Raw genomic sequence first — 17,150 nt, forward strand, 5'->3', positions numbered from 1 at the left:
GCGAAGACCCGCAACACGCACGTACGGACTTCGACAGTTCGAACGGCCAACTGATTTTTGGCAGCCTGGGTCGCACATCCGATAATGGCGACACACCACATTCCGAAGGGCGTGAGCCTCGACACGCTCCGGGAGATTATCGCCGGCTGGGACGCCGTCGGCGCGGCGGCGGAACCGAAGTACACCACCGCCGTGGAGGACGCCACGGACATCAGCGACGCGGTGGGCCGACAGACGCGGTTCCTCGAAGACGTCGGCGTGCTCACCGAGGAGGGACAGAAGCACCGGCTGACGGACCGCGGGCAAGCCCTGGCGGGCGCGCTCGCGGTGGACGACGAGGAGCGCGCTAGCGGCCGCGCGCGCGAACTGCTGGCGGACTGGCCGGTGACCGAGGAACTTCGCGGGCTCGTCCGTGGGAATCCCAGTACGGAGGACGAACTCGTGCCGCTCGTGGCCGCCATCACGGGCCACGACCCCGAAGCGAGTCGCGTCCGGAGCGGCATCACCACCCTACTGGAACTGTACGACTGGGCGGGCCTGCTGGACCGCGACGAGGACGGTCAGTATCGCCTCCCCGAAGGAGAGCGTCTGCCGAGCGGCGAAACAGCCGAAGCGGCGACCGGCGAACACGAGACTGAAGCCGGTGCGGCGGTCGGCCGCGTCGCCGCGGAGGCCGAGTCCGCCGCCGAGACCGCCGAGGACGTCGAGGAGACGGTCGAGACCACGGCCGAGCAGGCGGAGACGGCGAGGGAGGCAGCCGAAGCCGCCGCGGCGGAGGCCCACGAGGCAGCCAAGCGCGCGGAAGCGGCGAGTGAGTCCGTCGAAGATACCGCGGTCGCGGTCGAGGAGGCCGCTGCGGACGTCGAGACGGCCGCGGAGCAGGCACGCGAGCGCATCGAGTCGGTGTCCGAAACGGCGGCGGGCGTCGAGACGACCGTCGACGAAGCCGTCGAAGCTGTCGAGGAAGTCACCGAGACTGCCGGGGAAGTTTCTGAAACTGCCGGTGAAGCCACCGAAACCGCCGAAGCCGCGGCAGTAGAGTCTGCCGTCGAACCGGCTGCGGAGGCCGCCGCGGAAGCCGAAGAAACGGTCGAGTCCGCCGTCGAGCCAGTCGCAGAAGCGGCCGAAGCAGAGGGAGAAGCCGTCGAGTCGGCGGTAGAGCCGGTCGCCGAAGCAGCCGGCGAGGAGGCGACGGAAGTGGAGTCGGCTGTGGAACCAGTCGCAGAGGCAGCCGAAGCAGGAGCGGAAGCGGTTGAGTCCGGCGCGGAGCCGGTAAGCGAGGAACTCGAGTCCGCCGTCGAACCCGCGACCGAGGAAGTCGAAGCTGCGGAGTCGGCGGTCGAGGAGGTCGCCGAGGAGCCGGCGACGACACCCGAATCAGCCGTGGAGTCGGTGCAGGACGTCGCGCGCGAGGCGAGCCGCGGCATCAGCCCGGAAGCCGAAACTGAAGCCGGGGACGAGGGTGAAGCCGCGGAAGCCGCCGAAGTAGCAGAGGGAGCTGCCAGCACGTCGCTCCCGCCGGAAGTCGAGTTGGAGTTAGACGACGGGACGAACGTCCACATCGCGGTCGGGGACGACGACGGCATCCAGATTTCCGTCGACGGCGACGTCGACCTGGAGGATTTGAGCGTGGGCGGCGACCTCGATGTCGAGGAGGCCGCGGACGGCGGGTCCGACGACCTCCAGCCCGACGGCGGCGAGCCCGAGCCAGACGTCGACATCTCCGAGGAGGGCGAGACGGTGACCATCGAAATCGGTGCCGAACCCGGAATCACGATTTCGGTCGGCGGCGAGGAAGCCGGTGAAGCGGCCGAAGAAGCCACAGAAGAAGGTGAAGCGGCAGCCGAGGAAGGCGAGGAGGTAGCCGAAGAAGCCACGGAAGAAGCAGCAGAGGCCGCCGAAGCAGGCGAGGAAGAAGCGGAAGCGACGGAGGAGGCGGCCGAAGAGGAAGCGGCCGAAGCAGCCGAGGAAGTCGAAGAAGCGGGCGAGGCGGCTGCCAAGGAAGCCGAAGTGGCCGCCGAGGAAGCGGAAGAGGAAGTCGAAGGCGAGGCCGAGGAGGTCGCCGAAGAGGGCGAAGAAGCCGCTGAAGAGATGGAAGAAGCAACCGAGTCGGCCGAAGAGGCGGCGGAGTCCGTGGAAGCGGCCGCGGAAATCGAGGGCGTAGACGTTCCCGAAGAGGCTATCGAGGCGCTCGTGGATGCGGCGGACGTCTCAGACGTTGAGGCACTCGTCGACGAAATCGAGGCCGCTGCAACGGCGACGGCGGAAGGAAACGGCGAAGGCGGCGAGTCGGGCGACGGCGAGCACGCGCTCTCGCTGGAAGTGGACTTGGACGCCGACCCCGAGGATCTCGAAGTGCTCGTGGGGAGCATCCGGCGCGGGCTGACCGGCGAGAGCGCGGAGGACTAGAACAGGCGGTCGGTGGCGACCGCGGCCCCGTCGACGAGTGCTTCGAGTTTCTTCCACGCGATCTCGGGGTGGACCATCGCGAGGCCGGCCTGCGTGTCGAACCCGCAGTCGGGCGCGGCGACGATGCGCGTGGGGTCGCCGACGGCGTCCGCGACGCGCTCGATGCGGTCCGCGACGACGTCGGGGTGTTCGACGACGTTCGTCTTCACGTCGACGACGCCCGGAAGCAGGTCCCAGCCGTCGGGAAGCGGGTGTTCCGCGAAGACGCGGTACTCGTGTTCGTGGCGGGGATTGGCTTCCTCGATGGAGAGCCCGCCGACGTCGAGTTCGTACAGTTCCGGGAGCACGTCCACGAGCGGGGTGTCGCGGTGGTGGGGGCCTTCGTAGCTCCCCCAGCAGGTGTGGACGCGAATCTGGTCGTCGGGGATGTTCCAGGTGGCTTCGTTGAGCGCTGCGACGTGCAGGCGGACGATGGGCTTGAGCTTCTCGACGGGGCGGTCCCCGAAGCCGCGGTGCCCGGTCGTCAGCAGGTCCGGGGCATCGAGGTGGAGGATTGCGCCGGTGTCGGCGATGGCTTCGTACTCCTCGCGGAGGGCGTCACCGACGGCGTGGACGAACTCCTCGTGGGAGTCGTAGTACTCGTTGACGAGCGTCGCGGCGGCGACGCCGGGGGAGGCCGCCGTCAGGAACGTCCCCTCGAAGTCGGCATCGACGGCGTCGAGCGCGTCCGTGAACGTCTCGATTTCCTCGTCGACGGCTTCCGTGCCGACGTACTCGACGGGGCCGGTGACCGACGGCTGTTTCGTGAGGTCGATGGTCTCGGTGTCGAAGGCGTCGCTGGCGTACTCGGGGAAGTCCGCGAGGTCGTCCCACAGCGGCGCGTCGCGCTCGCCGCCGATGCCGGAGAGGCGGTTGGCGACGTACCAGTTGAAGGAGACGCGGGGCTGCTCGCCGTTGTTCACGACGTCGAGACCGACGTCGGCCTGCTTCCGGACGACGGACTCGGTGGCGTCCTGGACGGTCTGGTGCCACTGCTCGGGGTCGACGGCCTCGCCGTCCTGGCGGCGCTGCAGGAGGTCAAGGAGTTCGGGGTCGCGGGGGAGACTGCCGATATGCGTCGTGGAGATGTGGTCGTCGCTCATTCGTTGTCCGTCCAGACGCCGACGGCGGTGATATGACTTGCGGTAGTATCTCAACTCAAAATATTCCTATAGGTTATCTAGTTCCGGTGAGAAACGACGACGCAGCACGAACGAGCAGTCACCGAACGGGCCAAACGCCCTTTCTCCCGGCCGCCTGAACGACCGGTATAGTGATTCCGCCGACGCTCCCGTTCGACTGCGGGCTGGCGGCACCACCCGCGGTCTGCTCGCTGGCGCTGCTCTCGACGATACTCTGGGGGCTGACCCCGGTGGTCGTGAAGTACGCACTCTCGCGGGGCGGCACACCGCTCCAGGCGGCGGTCGTCATCGTCTCTGTCGACGCCGCCGTGCTCTGGGTAGTGACCACGGTGCTCCACGGCCCAGCCGCCGTATTGCAGTTCTCCGCGCGAGCCGTCGGGCTGTTCGCGCTCGCCGGCGCGATGGGGACAGCGGTGGGCCGCCTCGTGGTCTACAGCGGCATTGACCGCCTCGGGGCCTCCATCAACACCGCCGGCGTGAGCACGCGCCCGCTGTTCGCGGTAGTCATCGGCGCCGTCGTACTCGGCGAGCGCGTCGGCCAACTGACGCTCGTCGGTGCCGCCGTGCTGACCGTCGGTCTCGTCGTCCTCTCGCTGTCGAAGGGCGGCGACGTCAGAGGGTGGCAACGGCGAGACCTATTGTTCCCGCTGTCCGCCGCTGCGCTGTACGCCGCCGCGAACGCGGTCCGCCGCACCGGCCTTGACGCCGCCGGCACGAGCGCGCTCCCCGCGGTGACCGTCAACGAAACTGCCGCCGTGCTCGTCATACTCGGCTACGTGCTCGTCCGTGGCCGCACAGACGAACTGGCTGCACCTCGGGAGACGTACGCGCTGTTCGCGCTCGTCGGCGTGCTCACCGCCACTGGGATGGTGTCGCTGTTCACCGCGCTCGAACACCCCGCCGGCCGCCTCGTCGTCGTCGACCCGCTTGTCGCCGCCGCGCCGCTGTTCACGACCGCGTTCGCGGCCGTCCTGCTCAGCGACGTCGAACGCGTCACGCGCGGCGTGGTCGCCGGCGCGCTCGTGGTCGTCGCTGGCGCGGCGTTCGTCACGCTCGGCTAGGTACTCGAAGTCGAAGAGTCGGCCTCGGCACTCATAGGGCTCGTCGTCCCGCGGGAGCCACCCCGGGTCGGCCCGGTGGCGTCGTCATCGGCCGCGTAGACGTACTGGAGCCACGGACAAGAGGATTCCGAGAGCGTTCACTCGCTACGAGGCACGTCAAGGAGTCAGACGCCGTCCGGCATCGCGTGGTTGGCGTCGTCGGCGAGGTTCCGGAGGCGTTCGGTGTGCGCCGCGTCGAACTGGGACTGGCATCGGGCGACCCACGACTCGGGCGTGTCGCCGTGCTGTCGGTCCGTGTCGTCCGAGACGGGCGTGGTCTGCGTCGCCGTCCCGGGAGGTGTCTCGCTGGTGGTCGGTTTCGATTCGGTCGCGTGCTGTGGATGTGTGCTCACGTCTGAAGTGTGTGGAGAGTCGGTCTGAAGGCTGTACGGCCGGGAAGGAGTTACTCGCGTACAGGTACGACCGACATGAGTTGTCCCCTACTGCGACAAGGAATATAATAAAAGTTCCTGTGCTAAACTGGCGGTCGACGAGAGCGACGTGAGCCAGCGGAGACGACCGGCTAACGAGTGTCGAATCCGGCGGATAAGCGAGAAATGAGTGAGGGGTCGAGCGGCCGGTCAGTCGTCGGCAGCAGCGCTCGCGGTGGCGTCGTCCTGCTCGGCGTCGGCTGCCTCTTCGTCGTCGATGCGCGGGAAGTTCCGGATGGTGGCGTCGCGGAACGCGTCCTCGTCGAATTCGTGGTCGTCGTCGAAGAACTCCATCAGCTGCTCGGTGTCCCGCATCGCGTTCTTCAGGCACGTCGACGCGCCCGGCGAGGGCGTGATGTTGAAGATGATGCCGTCGCCCGTAATCTTGGCCTCACCCATGTCCAGGGACTTCTTCTCGGTGTCGACAATCTGGGGGCGGACGCCGCCGTAGCCCTTCGCGCGCTCGATGTCGTCGAGAGTCGCGCTCGGCACGACCTTCTGGACTTCTGGTAGGAACGTGCGCTTCCCGATTTCCGGGACGTCGTAGACGAGGTTGCGGACGACGTACGGGAAGAGGATGCGGTCGGCGAGGATGTTCCCGTAGCTCAGGAACGAGTCGACGTTCAGCCCGAACACGTCGAAGAAGTCGCCGATGGTTTCGAGTTCGCCGCGTTCGAGCGTCGGCACGAGCTTCGCGGTCGGCCCGAAGCGCGTGATGGAGGCGTCGTGGACGTCGGCGTCGCCGTGGACGGCGGCGAACGGGAGTTTCTTCATCTGGAGGGTGTACACCTTTCCGTTGAGGAAGTCCTCCGCGAGGAAGAAACTACCCGCGACCGGGAGCAGGCTCTTGTTCTCGCCGTAGCCCATCTCCTTGGCAATCTGGAGGCTGTGCGAGCCCGCGGCGACGACCGTGACGTCGCTCTCGAACCAGCCGGCGTCCGTCTCCACGAGGAACTCGTCGCCGGTGTCGTTGATTTCCTCGACTTCGGTGCCGGTGAAGACGTCGACGCCGTCGACTTTCTCGGCTTCGTCGACAAACGACTGGGCCGTCATCCCGTAGTCGACGACGTAGCCGTCGGGCGTCTGGAGCGCGAGCATCTCCTTGTCGGGGTCGCGGCCCTCGACAACCTTCGGTTCGAGTTCCGCGATTTCCTCGCGGCCGATGTCCCGGAGCTTCGGGTAGAGGTCGCCGAACCCTTCGTCGTGGTAGCGGGATTCGAGCTTCTCGACTTCTTCCTCGCCGACCGCCAGCACCATCTTCGAGCGCTTGCTGTGCATCTCGCGGTCGGGGTCCTCGTCTTCGAGGTAGCCCGCGAGCAGCTCCGCGCCCTCCTTGACTTCCTCGGCTTTCTCGAGCGTGTAGTTCGTCTCGATGTCGCCGAAATGCAGTGTCTGCGAGTTGTTCGTGCGGTGGGAGTTGACGCTCGCGATCTCGTCCTCTTTCTCCACCAGCGCGATGTTCTCGATGTCCGTGAACTTCGCGGCCGTGTACAGCAGCGAAGCTCCGCTGATACCCCCGCCGACGATGAGTAAGTCGTATTCGTCTCTCATGCTTGAGTGGCTCCCGCGCGGTAGTCCGTACAGTAACTTGGGTTGCGATTCGGCTACTTAACTCTCCCTTTCCCCGAACGAGAGTAAGTATTGCGAGGGTCCCGAAAACACCACACAGAAGGGGCATACAGATATTTTTCGTGGGAAAGACGCCACGTGACGAAGGGTTGTTTCGTCAGTCGTCGTTCGAGTACTTCGCCTCGATGAGACTGCGTGCTCAGAGCCCGGTTGGGTGGTCGACGAACGTCGTCTCCACGCCCCAGTCGTCGACGACCGACTGGAGCGCGCGCACGCCCAGCGTCTCCGTGGCGTAGTGACCCGCCAGGAACACCGAGATGCCGGCTTCCCGGGCCTCGTGGTAGAGCTTCTGCTTGCCTTCCCCGGTGACGAAGGCGTCCACGCCGTCGGCCTCGGCCTCCCGAATCCAGTCCGCGCCGCTGCCGGTCACCACCGCGACTTCCTCGAGCGCGTCCGGCCCGAAGTCCAGCACCTGCACGCCGCCCTTGGGGTCGAGTTCGTCGTCGAGCGTCGCTGCGAGTTCGTCCGCCGTGAAGCCCATCGGCGCGGTGCCGCGCGACCCGAGGTGTTCGCCGGCGTGCGCGCCGAACGGCGCGCGGTTCTCCAGCTCAAGCAGGTCGGCGAGCCGCGCGGCGTTTCCGAGTTCCGGGTGGCCGTCCAGCGGGAGGTGGGCGGCGTACAGCGCGCAGTCACCGTCCAGCAGCGCCCGCACGCGGTCGTACTCGCGGCCCGTCACCGCGTCGATGCCACCCCAGACGATGCCGTGGTGGACGACGAGCAGGTCAGCGCCCCACCCGACGGCCTCCTCGATGGTCGCGGTCGCGGCGTCCACCGCGAACGCTACCTGCTCGATTTCAGCGTCATCCGGGCCGACCTGGAGGCCGTTCGTGGCGGCGTCCTCGTAGTCGTCGACGCGCAGTCGCTGGTTGTACTTCGCGACGATGTCCGAGAGGTCCATGTGCGAGTGCGTGGGCTCCGGGGACTTCTAGGCGTCGGCAGCGAGACCGACCAGAGGGGTCTCGAATCGCGAGCGGCGAGCCCCCTGCAACCGTTTAACTCGGCGGGGCGCGTAGTGCCACCGTGACACGAGACGACTACGAATCCGAAGTGACCGCGAGCCCCGAGGACGCCGCGGCCGTACTGAGCGACGTCGCCGACGGCCTGCTGGCGGGGTCGATTCGACTCGGTGAGGGCGACGACGCCGTCGCCGTTGACGTCCCCGCGGAACTTTCGCTGGAAGTGGAGTTCGAGCGCGAGGGCGACGAACTGAGCCTCGAATTGGAGTTGGAGTGGGACGACGAGGCGAGCGACGCCGTCTCTGCAGTCGAAACCAGCGACCAGGAGAGCGAAACGGCTGAAGAAGAGAGCGACGCCGATGTGTCGTCCGAAGCCCCTGAAGTGGCCGACTGCGCGGTTCCCGTCGGGGCGGCCGACGGATCGCAGTCGCTGGCCCGCTTCGAGGTGTTCGAGGACAAGGCAGGGGAGTTCCGGTGGCGGCTCCGCCACCGCAACGGCAACGTCATCGCGAGCAGCGGCGAAGGCTACACGCGCAAGCACAACGCGTGGAAGGGGCTGCGCAGCGTGATGCAGAACGCGCCCGAGGCGGACGTCGTCGAGGAGTAGCGGGCTACGCGTCGGCGTGCGTGTGGACGAACTCACGGACGAGTTTCGCGGCGAGCGTGGCGGCCTGGCCGTCGTCGCGGTCGTTGACCTCCACGACGTCGAAGGCCACCGACTGCGGCGCGAGCGCGCGGACGAAGTCCCGCATCGTCGCGGAGTCGAGGCCGAACGGCTCCGGCGTGCCCGTTCCAGGGGCGTACGCAGGGTCGGCAGCGTCGATGTCCACCGAGAGGTAGACCGAGCCGTTGACGTCGGGCGTCCAGTCGGCCGCTTCTTCCGGCGTGACGACGGTGACGTCGCTCTCGGTGGCGCGCTCGTACTCGGCCTCGTTGCCCGAGCGCGCGCCCACGACGATTGCTTCGTCGGCGACGTCGAGCGCGTGGCGGGTGACTGTCGAGTGACTGAGCGGGTCGCCGCCGAGTTCCTCGCGGAGATCAAGGTGGGCGTCCAGCGCGACGAACACGTCGGGGTCGGCAGCGCGCACGCCCGCCACCGAGACGGTGTGTTCGCCGCCGAGAAGCACGGGGACGGCGTCCGCCCAGTGGACGTCCGTCAGGACGCCTTCGAGGTAGTCGAGGTACTCCGCGGTGTCGTGCCACGCGTGGACGTCGCCGTGGTCGGCGACGTGGAGTTCGGAGAAGTGTGTCCCCGTCGTGGGGTGGAAGTCCTCGAACGTGCGAGCGAACTTCCTGACTCGGTCCGGGCCGAACCGCGCGCCCGGACGGAACGACGTAGAGGTGTCCAGCGGCGCGCCCACGGCGACGTAGTCCGCGTCGGCGAACGGCGCGTCCGCGGACTCGTCGACGGGGCTGGCGCCGGGGAACATCCGTTACTGGAGGATTTTCCGCTTATCCTCGAATTCGAGGAACTCGATGTTGTCGTCCGCGGAGAGGTCCAGGTCCGCAGGAATCTGCATCGTCACGGTCTCGTAGGTGTCGAGGTCCATGACCTGCGCGACCGTCTCGGATTCGATGGAGACGACCTGACCCTGCTTTCGCTCGATGATAGGAATCCAGACCTTCGCGTCGACGGGCTGGCTGAAGCTGCGCTTCTTCCCGTCGAAGACGCCCTCGGCCTCGACGCGGGCCTTCGCGCTCCCGTGCTTCCCGGGCTTGGCGGTACTGTAGGCGTTGATCTGACACGGCGTGTCCTCGATCATCACGTAGTTACCTTCCTGCAGTTCCCGGACTTCTGTCTGCTCTTTCGCCATACGCCCGGATTCACGCCTGCCGTGTATAAACGGTTTGGAACGCGTTCCGGCCGGGAGAGGCCCCCACACTCGCGGAGACGGCCACGTGAGAGTGGACCGAACCCGCTAGTTCAGAGCACGTCGTCCACGCGCGCCAGCCCCTCGCGGAGTTCGTCGGTCGGCAGCCCGAAGCCGAGCCGGAAGTAGTCGTCGTAGGACTCGCTGCCCGTCGAGAAGCAGTCCCCGGGCGCGAGCACGACGCCGGCGTCCTCGACGACCGTCCGGCAGAACGCCCGCGAATCCACGAAGCCGTCGGGCACGCGCAGGAAGACGTTGCAGCCGACGGGGTCGGGCCAGTCGAGGCCGTGGCTGCGCGCCCACTTCGCGGTAATCTCGTGGTTCTGCCGGACGTGCTCTAGCGCCTCCGAGCGCAGCGTCTCTTCCTCGCCGTCGAGCACCTGCCGCGCGACGTGCTGGCCGAACTTCGACGGCGAAATCGTCGTGTAGTCCTTCCAGCGCTCCGCGGCCTCCACGACCTCCGCAGGGCCGGCGAGCCAGCCGAATCGGAGGCCAGCGAGCCCGTACGCCTTCGAGAGGCTAGCCGTACTGATACCGTACTCGCCCATGCTCGCGACCGGCGGCACGGGGTCCTCGGCGAGCAGCCGGTACACCTCGTCGCCGAGCAGGTAGGCGTCGTTGTCGGCGGCGACGTCGTAGAGCGCGCGCATCGCGTCCTCGGGGTGCTTGCGGCCGGTCGGGTTGTTCGGGTTGTTCACGACCACTAACTCGGTCTCGGGCCGCATCGCGTCCGCGACCGCGTCCACGTCCAGCGTCCAACCGGGCTCGTTCAGCGGCACTCGTGTTACGTCGCAGATGGAGTCGGGGACGGCGTGGAGACTCTGGTAGGTCGGCGTGACGACGACCGCGTGGTCGCCGGGCGAGAGCAACGACTGGAACGCGAGGAAGTTCGCCTCTTGCGTCCCCACAGTACAGAGCACTTCGTCGGCGCTCCGGCCGTAGTCCGCGGCAATCGTCTCGCGGACGTCGGGCGCGCCGTTAGTCGGGATGACGTAGCCGAGGTCGCCGGGGTCGGTGTCGAAGCGGTCCGCCGGGAGGCTGCGGACGCCGCTCTCCGCGAGCATCACGTCCGCCTCGTGCTCGTACGCCGCGAACCACCGCTCCAACTCGAAGGGGTCGACGTCCATAGCCGGCGTTCGCGCGGCAGCGTGAAAACAGGGACGGCGTCGGCAGCCCGTCAGTCCTCGCGGCGCTCGCCGAGATTCTGGCGCGTGAATTGCGGGGTCGCCAGCGTCCCGCGGCGCTTCCGGAACGACCGGTAGAGGCCGATGCCGACCGCGGCCGTGAACGCGGCCATGACGCCCGCTGCGACGAGGTCGGCTTCCACGTAGAGGAGTGCCGTGGTTGGCACGCTCGTGGCGAACACGAGGCCGAGCACGACCCGGCGCGCTAGCCGGTCGACGACGCCGTCGCTGTCTTCGAGGTCCGCGCGCACGTGGAAGTCCTCACGCTCCACGCGGTCGAGCGCGGACTCCAGTTTCGGCGGAATTCGGACTGCCGACTGCGCCGAGCGTTGGAACTGGTCGACGGTCTCCTCGGCGAACTGGCGGACCGACTCCTCGCGGTAGCCCTGATCGGTGAGATACTCCGTCGCCACCGAGATGAAGTCGAACTCGGGGTCGAGGGTGACGCAGACGCCCTCCACGACGGTCGCGACCCGCAGCACGAGCGCGAGGTTCGACGGGAGGCGCAGCGGGAACTCGTAGATGGTGTCCTCGACCTGGCCGACGATTTGCTGGACGCGGTACGTCTCGATGTCCTCCCCGCGGGCGTCCTGAATCGCGAGCTCCATCACGTCCGCCATCGTCGCGCGGTCGGCCTCCGGGGAGAGCGTCCCCATCTCGATGAGCGCGTCCAGAATCGCGTCGATGTCCTGGTTGGCGACCGCGACGTAGAAGTCCACGATCTTCCCCTGGACGAAGTCGTCGACGCGCCCGCTCATCCCGAAGTCGTAGAACACCACCGAGCCGTCGTCGCGGACCGCGAGGTTCCCCGGGTGGGGGTCGGCGTGGAAGACGCCGTCCTCGATTATCATCTGGAGGTACGCGCGCTCGACGGTCTCGGCGACCTGCGAGCGGTCGACGCCCCGGCGGTCCAATTCCTGAACGTTCGAGATTTTCGTGCCCGGAATGTACTCCATCGTGAGCACGCGGTTGCTCGAGTGGGTTCCGTAGACCGCCGGAATCACAACGTCGGAATCGTTCGCGAAGTTGCCGCGAATCTCGGTGAGCATCTCCGCCTCGCGGGCGTAGTCCATCTCCTCGCGGATGGTCTTCGCGAATTCGTCGGCGAGGTTCTGGAGGCTGAACGCCCGCGACTCCCCGACGAACCGCGCGACGATTGGGAGCGTCCACCGAATCACGCGGAGGTCAGCCTCCACGAGGTCCTCGATGTCCGGCCGCCGCACCTTCACCGCGACTTCGTCGCCGTCCACCTTCGCGGTGTACACCTGACCGAGACTCGCGCCGCTGATGGCCTCGGTGTCGAAGTCGTCGAAGCGCTCGTCGACGGGACCGAGTTCGTCCTCGAGGACGACCCGGGCGTCCTCCCAGTCCGCGGGCGGCACGCGGTCCTGAAGGTCCGCCAACACCTCCACGTACTCCGGCGGGAGCACGTCCGGCCGCGTCGACAACAACTGCCCGAGTTTGATGAACGTCGGCCCGAGGGTCAACAGCGAGTCAAGCAGCCGGCGAGCGCGCGCCACCCGCATCTCCGTCGTGACCCGGCGCTGCCCGCCGAAGAACACGAACCGCCGGCGGTCGCGCAAGTACCCCCACACGAGCGGGAAGAACTGCCAGACGACGACGGCGAACCGCCGGTACGCCTTGAGCAGCGCCACTCGTCTACCCCTCGATGGGGACGCTGTGGCTGTCGGTGCCGCGTTTCGGCAGCCGAACGTCGAGCACGCCGTCCTCGACGCTCGCGGACGCGCCCTCGTCGGTGGCGTCCGGCGGCAGCGGGAGTTCTAATTCGAGGAACAGCGACCGCTCCTCGCTGCGGTAGTCGAACTCGGCGGGCACGTCCTTCTCGCGGCGCGCGTCCACCGCGAGCGTGCGACCCTCCACGCGGACGTCCACGGTGTCGCCCGTCGCGCCCGGCACGTCCACGACGAACGCGTACGCGTCGTCACTCTCTAAGACGTCGACGAACACGGAATCGGGCAGGCTCCCCAGCGCTTCGCGCAAGCGGGACATGCTCGGGCGTTGGGTCGGCGCAGCGTTAAACCCGGTGGTCGTCGGCGGGAACGACCGCGAAAACGGAGCAGACCGTCCGCGATGGACGGGCGCACTCGCGGCGGGGGACGACCGCGAGGGCGCGAAACCGGCTGTGCTTCGACACACCGGATGGCGTCCTGACAGACTCTGATGTGGACCACGCCGGTGGGGGGAATCGCGTGGCCCGACCGCGTCGCCGGCGGCGAGAGGGGGATGTGGGGAGTGCAGCCGGCGACGCACCGTGACGCTCAGTGTGCCCTGACCGGCGGCGAACGTCTGCCGCCACCCGACTCGTAGACCGCCGGGGTATTCAACGATGCAGTCGCTCGCCCCGGATTAGCGACGGTTAAGCCGAATTAAGCGGGGTTTTCGGGCTGTTGGGCGGGTTCGCGGGGTGGTTCGGTCGTCGGGGTGGGTGCGCTAGGGTGTTCACGGGTCGGCCGCGTCGGTCGCGGGTCGCTTCGGTCAGCCACGCTGCTCGCGGGTCGCTTCGCTCCCCGCTCGCCATAACGTGCTCTCCCTACGGTCGAGCACGCACTCCCCGCTCGCATTAACGCGGCAGTCCAGCGGACTGCCGCGCAGCCTTTACCCCGACCCCAACCCAACAGACGCTCATGACCGAACACGACCGGCACGACGCCGGCTTCAAGGAACGAACACGCGTCGAGGCCGCGCGCGAGCGGCTGCTCGACCGGGTCGCGGTCCACGACCGCACCGAGCGCGTCGCGCTCGAAGAGGCGGACGGGCGGACCGTCGCGACCGCGGTCACCGCAGAGCGGGACGTCCCACACTACCGGCGCGCGGCGATGGACGGGTTCGCGGTGCGCGCCGAGGACACGTTCGGCGCGAGCGACCGGTCGCCGGCCATCCTCCGCGAGGACGAGGCCGAGCGCGTGCACACGGGGAGCGCGGTCCCGGAGTGGGCGGACGCGGTCGTGATGATCGAACAGACCGACACCGCCGACGGCGACGTCGAAGTATTCTCCGCGGTCGGCGAGGGCGAGAACGTCGCGCCCGTCGGGGAGGACGTCGAAGCGGGCGACCGGCTCTACGAGCCCGGGCACCGCCTCCGCCCCTCCGACCTCGGGCTGCTGAAGTCCGTCGGGCTGCGCGAGGTCGAAGTGTACGAGCGCCCGGACGTCGCCGTCGTTCCGACCGGCGAGGAACTCGTGCAGGACGACCCCGAACCCGGCGAGGTCGTGGAGACGAACGGGCTCACGGTCTCGCGGCTCGTGAAGCGCTGGGGGGCGAGCCCGCGCTACGAGGACGTCGTGACCGACGACGAGACGGCGCTCGCGGACGCCATCGAGGCGAACGTCGACGCAGACGTCGTCGTGACCACCGGCGGGTCTTCGGTGGGCGAGCGCGACCTTATCCCGGAGGTCGTCGACGACCTCGGCGAGGTGTTCGTCCACGGCGTCGCGCTGCGGCCCGGCCACCCGGTCGCGCTCGGCGAAGTCGCGGGGACGCCGGTCGTGATGCTCCCCGGCTACCCCGTCGCGTGCATCGTGAACGCCGTGCAGTTCCTGCGGCCCGCGGTGAAGCGCGTCGGCGGAATGCCCCTGGACGACCTGCCGAGCGTGCAGGCGCGGTTGGACGGGAAGATTCGCTCCGAGCCGGGCGTCCGGACGTTCGCGCGAGTTCGCCTCCGAGAGTCGGACGGCGAGCGCGTCGCGGAGCCGGTGAGCGCGAGCGGGAGCGGCGTGCTCTCCAGCGTCGCGCTCGCAGACGGCTGGGTCGTCGTCCCCGAGCAGACGGAGGGCATCGACGCCGGCGAGACAGTCGCCGTCGAGAACTGGGAGGCGCACCGATGAGCGACCGCAAGCAGTTCCGCGACCTCGCCAGCCCCGAGGAAGCCCGCGAGGTCATCGCCGGCCTCGACCTCTCGCCGGGCGTCGAGCGCGTGGACTTGGACGACGCGGACGGCCGCGTGCTCGCGGACCGCATCGACGCCCGCCTCGACGTCCCGGGGTTCGACCGCGCGAAAGTCGACGGCTACGCCCTCCGCGCCGCGGACACGTTCGGCGCGAGCGAGACCGACCCCGTCGAAGTCGAGTGCGTCGGCGACATCCACGCGGGCAGCGAGCCCGACGTCAGCGTCGGCGAAGGGACCTGCGCGGAGATTTCGACCGGCGCGCCCGTGCCGCCCGGCGCGGACGCCGTCGTAATGGTTGAGCGGACGGCGCGCGACGGAGACACAGTCACAGTCAGAACCTCGCTCGCGCCCGGCGACGGCGTGATGGTCGCGGGCGCGGACGTCGCGGCGGGCGATCGCGTGCTCGGCCCAGGGACGCTGCTCACGTCCCGGGAAATCGGACTGCTCGCGGCGCTCGGCGTCGAGAGCGTGCCGGTGCGCGCGAAGCCGCGCGTGGGCATCGTTTCAACTGGGGACGAACTCGTCCGGCCGGGGGGCGAGGTGAGCCACCGCGCGGGCCAGATTTACGACGTGAACAGTTACTCGATTGCCGCCGCGGTGCGGGACGCGGGCGGCGAACCCGTGCTCTACCCGCACGCGGGCGACGACTACGGGGAACTGGAGCGCGTGCTCCGCGACGCCGCCGACGAGTGCGACCTCGTGCTCTCCTCGGGGTCAACCTCGGCGAGCGCGGTCGACGTCGTCTACCAGGTCGTCGAGGAACGCGGTGAACTCCTCCTGCACGGCGTCAGCGTCAAACCCGGGAAGCCGATGCTTCTCGGCGAGATGGGCGGGTCAGCGTACGTCGGCTTGCCGGGCTACCCGGTGTCCGCGCTCACCATCTTCCGGGCGTTTGTCGCACCCAAAATCCGAGATGCAGCAGGCCTCCCGGAACCGCGCTCGGCGACTGTCGAGGGGCAGATGGCAGTGCGCGAGCGCTACGCGGAGGGGCGCACGCGCCTGATGCCAGCGGGCCTCGTGGAGTCCGGGAACGGCGAGACGCTCGTCTACCCGGTCGACAAGGGCTCGGGCGCGACCACGAGTCTCGTGGAGGCCGACGGCACTGTGACTGTCGATGCCGACACGGAGTATCTCGACGAGGGCGAAACCGTCGAAGTCGAACTGTTCTCGCCGGACGTCCGCCCACCGTCCGTGTTCGCCGTCGGCGAGCGCGACCCCGGGTTCGACCGCGTGCTCGACCGGCTCTTGAACCCGCGGTTCCTCGGGCTCGGCTCCCGCGAGGGCGCGCGCCGCCTCCGGAACGGCGTGCCGGACGTCGCCGTGACGACTGATGGAAGAGGTGAGGGCGAGGAACTCGCGTCGTGGACGCGCGAGTGGGGGCTCGTCGTCCCCGCCGGCAATCCGCTCGCCGTCTCCGGCATCGCGGACCTCGTGGATTCGGACGTGACGCTGTCGAACCGCACCGGCGCGAGCGGGCTCCGCGACGCGTTCGACGACGCACTCGCCGAATTGGCCGACGAGCGCGACAGCGACCGCCGTACGCTCGCCGAGAACGTCGACGGCTACGAGCGCGAGACAAAAGGCACGGAGAGCCCGGCACGAGCAGTGTTGGAGGGCGACGCCGACGCCGGGCTCGCGCTGCGCGCGACGGCAGACCGCCTCGGCCTCGAATTCGTGCCGGTCGGCGAGCAGACGGTGCGCGCGCTCGCGAACCCCGAACGCGTCGAGAAAGCCGGCGTGCAGGAACTCGCGGACGTGCTCGACGATTTGGAGGACGTGCTCGCGGACCTCGCGGGCTACGAGGCTTAGTCCGCGCTCCGGGGCGCGAGGAAGAGGTCGTCGAAGGACTCGACGCGGTGGTCGCCGAGCACGCAGTGCCCGCGCTTGTGGGGGTCGTGGCGCTCGACGTGGACGCCGTCCAGCCCGGCGTTGCGAGCGGCGCCGACGTCGCTCTCTGCGTCGCCGACGTAGACGCCGTCGTGGTCCGGGCCCGCGTCGAGGTCGGCGAGCGCGAGTTCGATGGGGCGCGGGTCGGGCTTCCAGCCGGTGTCGTCGTCACAGCAGACCACGACGTCGAACCAGTCGCCGATGTCGAGGCTGTCCATCACGGGCTCGGTGAGGAACTCCGCGCAGTGCGTGACCACGCCCACGGGCCCGTCGAGGTCGGCGACCTGCGCGGCGTCGTCGTAGAGGTACGTCGCCTCCGCGCGCGCAGTCGGGTCCTCGACGTCGTGGAACGCGTCCCAGAACACCGACGGCTCGAACCCCCACTCGCGGAGCTGGACGTCCCGCGAGCCGCCCAGGCCGTGCCACAGCACTTCCGCCTGGTAGTCCGAGAACTCGTGGCCGACCCGGTCGCCGACGCGGTCGAACACCTCGCGGGTGTACGACCACTCGGTGTCCACGAGCGTGCCGTCGAGGTCGAACAGCCAGACGTCGTAGTTGGAGGGCTGCATCAGACCGGAGCGTAAGGGACGCCCTG

The 17,150-nt window shown here is 68.7% G+C and carries 15 protein-coding genes; 5 read left to right on the top strand and 10 right to left on the bottom strand.

Annotated elements, in window-relative coordinates:
• Positions 1-84: 84 nt before the first annotated feature.
• A complete protein-coding gene (locus tag LPA44_RS08725; RefSeq protein ID WP_230889197.1) occupies positions 85-2,409 on the top strand; it encodes a hypothetical protein in 2,325 nt (774 codons plus the stop codon).
• Here the strand turns inward: LPA44_RS08725 and LPA44_RS08730 are convergent.
• Positions 2,406-3,551, bottom strand: a complete 1,146-nt coding sequence (locus LPA44_RS08730) for a cobalamin-independent methionine synthase II family protein (protein WP_230889198.1) — start codon at positions 3,549-3,551, stop codon at positions 2,406-2,408. The genes LPA44_RS08725 and LPA44_RS08730 overlap by 4 nt on opposite strands.
• Positions 3,552-3,721: 170 nt before the next feature.
• On the opposite strand from LPA44_RS08730, the gene LPA44_RS08735 reads away from it, so the two are divergent.
• Entirely contained in the window at positions 3,722-4,651 is a 930-nt protein-coding gene (locus tag LPA44_RS08735) for an EamA family transporter (RefSeq protein ID WP_230889199.1), read from the top strand.
• Between the two features lie 164 nt (positions 4,652-4,815).
• On the opposite strand, the gene LPA44_RS08740 is transcribed toward LPA44_RS08735, so the two are convergent.
• The 3 genes from LPA44_RS08740 to LPA44_RS08750 form a co-directional block, all read right to left on the bottom strand.
• Complete coding sequence (locus tag LPA44_RS08740; RefSeq protein WP_230889200.1) at positions 4,816-5,043, bottom strand: hypothetical protein; 228 nt, start codon at positions 5,041-5,043, stop codon at positions 4,816-4,818.
• A gap of 228 nt (positions 5,044-5,271) precedes the next feature.
• Complete coding sequence (locus tag LPA44_RS08745) at positions 5,272-6,672, bottom strand: FAD-dependent oxidoreductase (protein ID WP_230889201.1); 1,401 nt, start codon at positions 6,670-6,672, stop codon at positions 5,272-5,274.
• 217 nt (positions 6,673-6,889) lie between these two features.
• Positions 6,890-7,648 carry a Nif3-like dinuclear metal center hexameric protein gene (locus LPA44_RS08750; RefSeq protein ID WP_230889202.1) on the bottom strand — a complete coding sequence of 253 codons (759 nt, stop codon included), beginning with the start codon at positions 7,646-7,648 and terminating at the stop codon, positions 6,890-6,892.
• A 122-nt stretch (positions 7,649-7,770) separates the two neighbouring features.
• Here LPA44_RS08750 and LPA44_RS18250 point away from each other — a divergent pair, with 122 nt between their 5' ends.
• Positions 7,771-8,313, top strand: a complete 543-nt coding sequence (locus LPA44_RS18250; protein ID WP_230889203.1) for an HVO_2922 family protein — start codon at positions 7,771-7,773, stop codon at positions 8,311-8,313.
• 4 nt (positions 8,314-8,317) lie between these two features.
• Here the strand turns inward: LPA44_RS18250 and speB are convergent, their stop codons facing one another.
• The 5 genes from speB to LPA44_RS08780 form a co-directional block, all read right to left on the bottom strand.
• Positions 8,318-9,136 (bottom strand): agmatinase, encoded by an 819-nt coding sequence (gene speB / locus LPA44_RS08760; protein ID WP_230889204.1) that lies wholly within the window; start codon positions 9,134-9,136, stop codon positions 8,318-8,320.
• Positions 9,137-9,139: 3 nt separating this feature from the next.
• Complete coding sequence (locus LPA44_RS08765) at positions 9,140-9,520, bottom strand: translation initiation factor IF-5A (protein ID WP_230889205.1); 381 nt, start codon at positions 9,518-9,520, stop codon at positions 9,140-9,142.
• Positions 9,521-9,630: 110 nt separating this feature from the next.
• Complete coding sequence (locus tag LPA44_RS08770) at positions 9,631-10,704, bottom strand: aminotransferase class I/II-fold pyridoxal phosphate-dependent enzyme (protein WP_230889206.1); 1,074 nt, start codon at positions 10,702-10,704, stop codon at positions 9,631-9,633.
• Between the two features lie 50 nt (positions 10,705-10,754).
• The gene (locus LPA44_RS08775; protein WP_230889207.1) at positions 10,755-12,416 is read right to left on the bottom strand and encodes an ABC1 kinase family protein; all 1,662 of its coding nucleotides are present in this window, start codon (positions 12,414-12,416) and stop codon (positions 10,755-10,757) included.
• A 4-nt stretch (positions 12,417-12,420) separates the two neighbouring features.
• Positions 12,421-12,771, bottom strand: coding sequence for an Hsp20/alpha crystallin family protein (locus LPA44_RS08780; protein ID WP_230889208.1), 351 nt, complete (start codon positions 12,769-12,771; stop codon positions 12,421-12,423).
• A gap of 635 nt (positions 12,772-13,406) precedes the next feature.
• On the opposite strand from LPA44_RS08780, the gene LPA44_RS08785 reads away from it, so the two are divergent.
• Both LPA44_RS08785 and LPA44_RS08790 read left to right on the top strand, forming a co-directional pair.
• Complete coding sequence (locus LPA44_RS08785; protein WP_230889209.1) at positions 13,407-14,606, top strand: molybdopterin molybdotransferase MoeA; 1,200 nt, start codon at positions 13,407-13,409, stop codon at positions 14,604-14,606.
• Entirely contained in the window at positions 14,603-16,477 is a 1,875-nt protein-coding gene (locus LPA44_RS08790; RefSeq protein ID WP_230889210.1) for a molybdopterin biosynthesis protein, read from the top strand. The genes LPA44_RS08785 and LPA44_RS08790 overlap by 4 nt, the downstream gene beginning before the upstream one ends.
• Here LPA44_RS08790 and LPA44_RS08795 read toward each other — a convergent pair.
• The gene (locus LPA44_RS08795; protein WP_230889211.1) at positions 16,474-17,124 is read right to left on the bottom strand and encodes an HAD family hydrolase; all 651 of its coding nucleotides are present in this window, start codon (positions 17,122-17,124) and stop codon (positions 16,474-16,476) included. The two genes, LPA44_RS08790 and LPA44_RS08795, sit on opposite strands and share 4 nt — an antisense overlap.
• Between the last annotated feature and the right edge of the window lie 26 nt (positions 17,125-17,150).

The sequence above is a fragment of the Halobacterium sp. KA-4 genome (assembly GCF_021028995.1).
Classification (GTDB): Archaea; Halobacteriota; Halobacteria; order Halobacteriales; family Halobacteriaceae; genus Halobacterium.

Excerpts from the sequence above, each read along its gene's own strand:
- LPA44_RS08725 (WP_230889197.1), top strand. The coding sequence starts at position 85 with ATGGCGACACACCACATTCCGAAGGGCGTGAGCCTCGACACGCTCCGG.
- LPA44_RS08730 (WP_230889198.1), bottom strand. The coding sequence starts at position 3,551 with ATGAGCGACGACCACATCTCCACGACGCATATCGGCAGTCTCCCCCGC.
- LPA44_RS08745 (WP_230889201.1), bottom strand. The coding sequence starts at position 6,672 with ATGAGAGACGAATACGACTTACTCATCGTCGGCGGGGGTATCAGCGGA.
- LPA44_RS08750 (WP_230889202.1), bottom strand. The coding sequence starts at position 7,648 with ATGGACCTCTCGGACATCGTCGCGAAGTACAACCAGCGACTGCGCGTC.
- speB (WP_230889204.1), bottom strand. The coding sequence starts at position 9,136 with ATGTTCCCCGGCGCCAGCCCCGTCGACGAGTCCGCGGACGCGCCGTTC.
- LPA44_RS08765 (WP_230889205.1), bottom strand. The coding sequence starts at position 9,520 with ATGGCGAAAGAGCAGACAGAAGTCCGGGAACTGCAGGAAGGTAACTAC.
- LPA44_RS08770 (WP_230889206.1), bottom strand. The coding sequence starts at position 10,704 with ATGGACGTCGACCCCTTCGAGTTGGAGCGGTGGTTCGCGGCGTACGAG.
- LPA44_RS08780 (WP_230889208.1), bottom strand. The coding sequence starts at position 12,771 with ATGTCCCGCTTGCGCGAAGCGCTGGGGAGCCTGCCCGATTCCGTGTTC.
- LPA44_RS08785 (WP_230889209.1), top strand. The coding sequence starts at position 13,407 with ATGACCGAACACGACCGGCACGACGCCGGCTTCAAGGAACGAACACGC.
- LPA44_RS08790 (WP_230889210.1), top strand. The coding sequence starts at position 14,603 with ATGAGCGACCGCAAGCAGTTCCGCGACCTCGCCAGCCCCGAGGAAGCC.
- LPA44_RS08795 (WP_230889211.1), bottom strand. The coding sequence starts at position 17,124 with ATGCAGCCCTCCAACTACGACGTCTGGCTGTTCGACCTCGACGGCACG.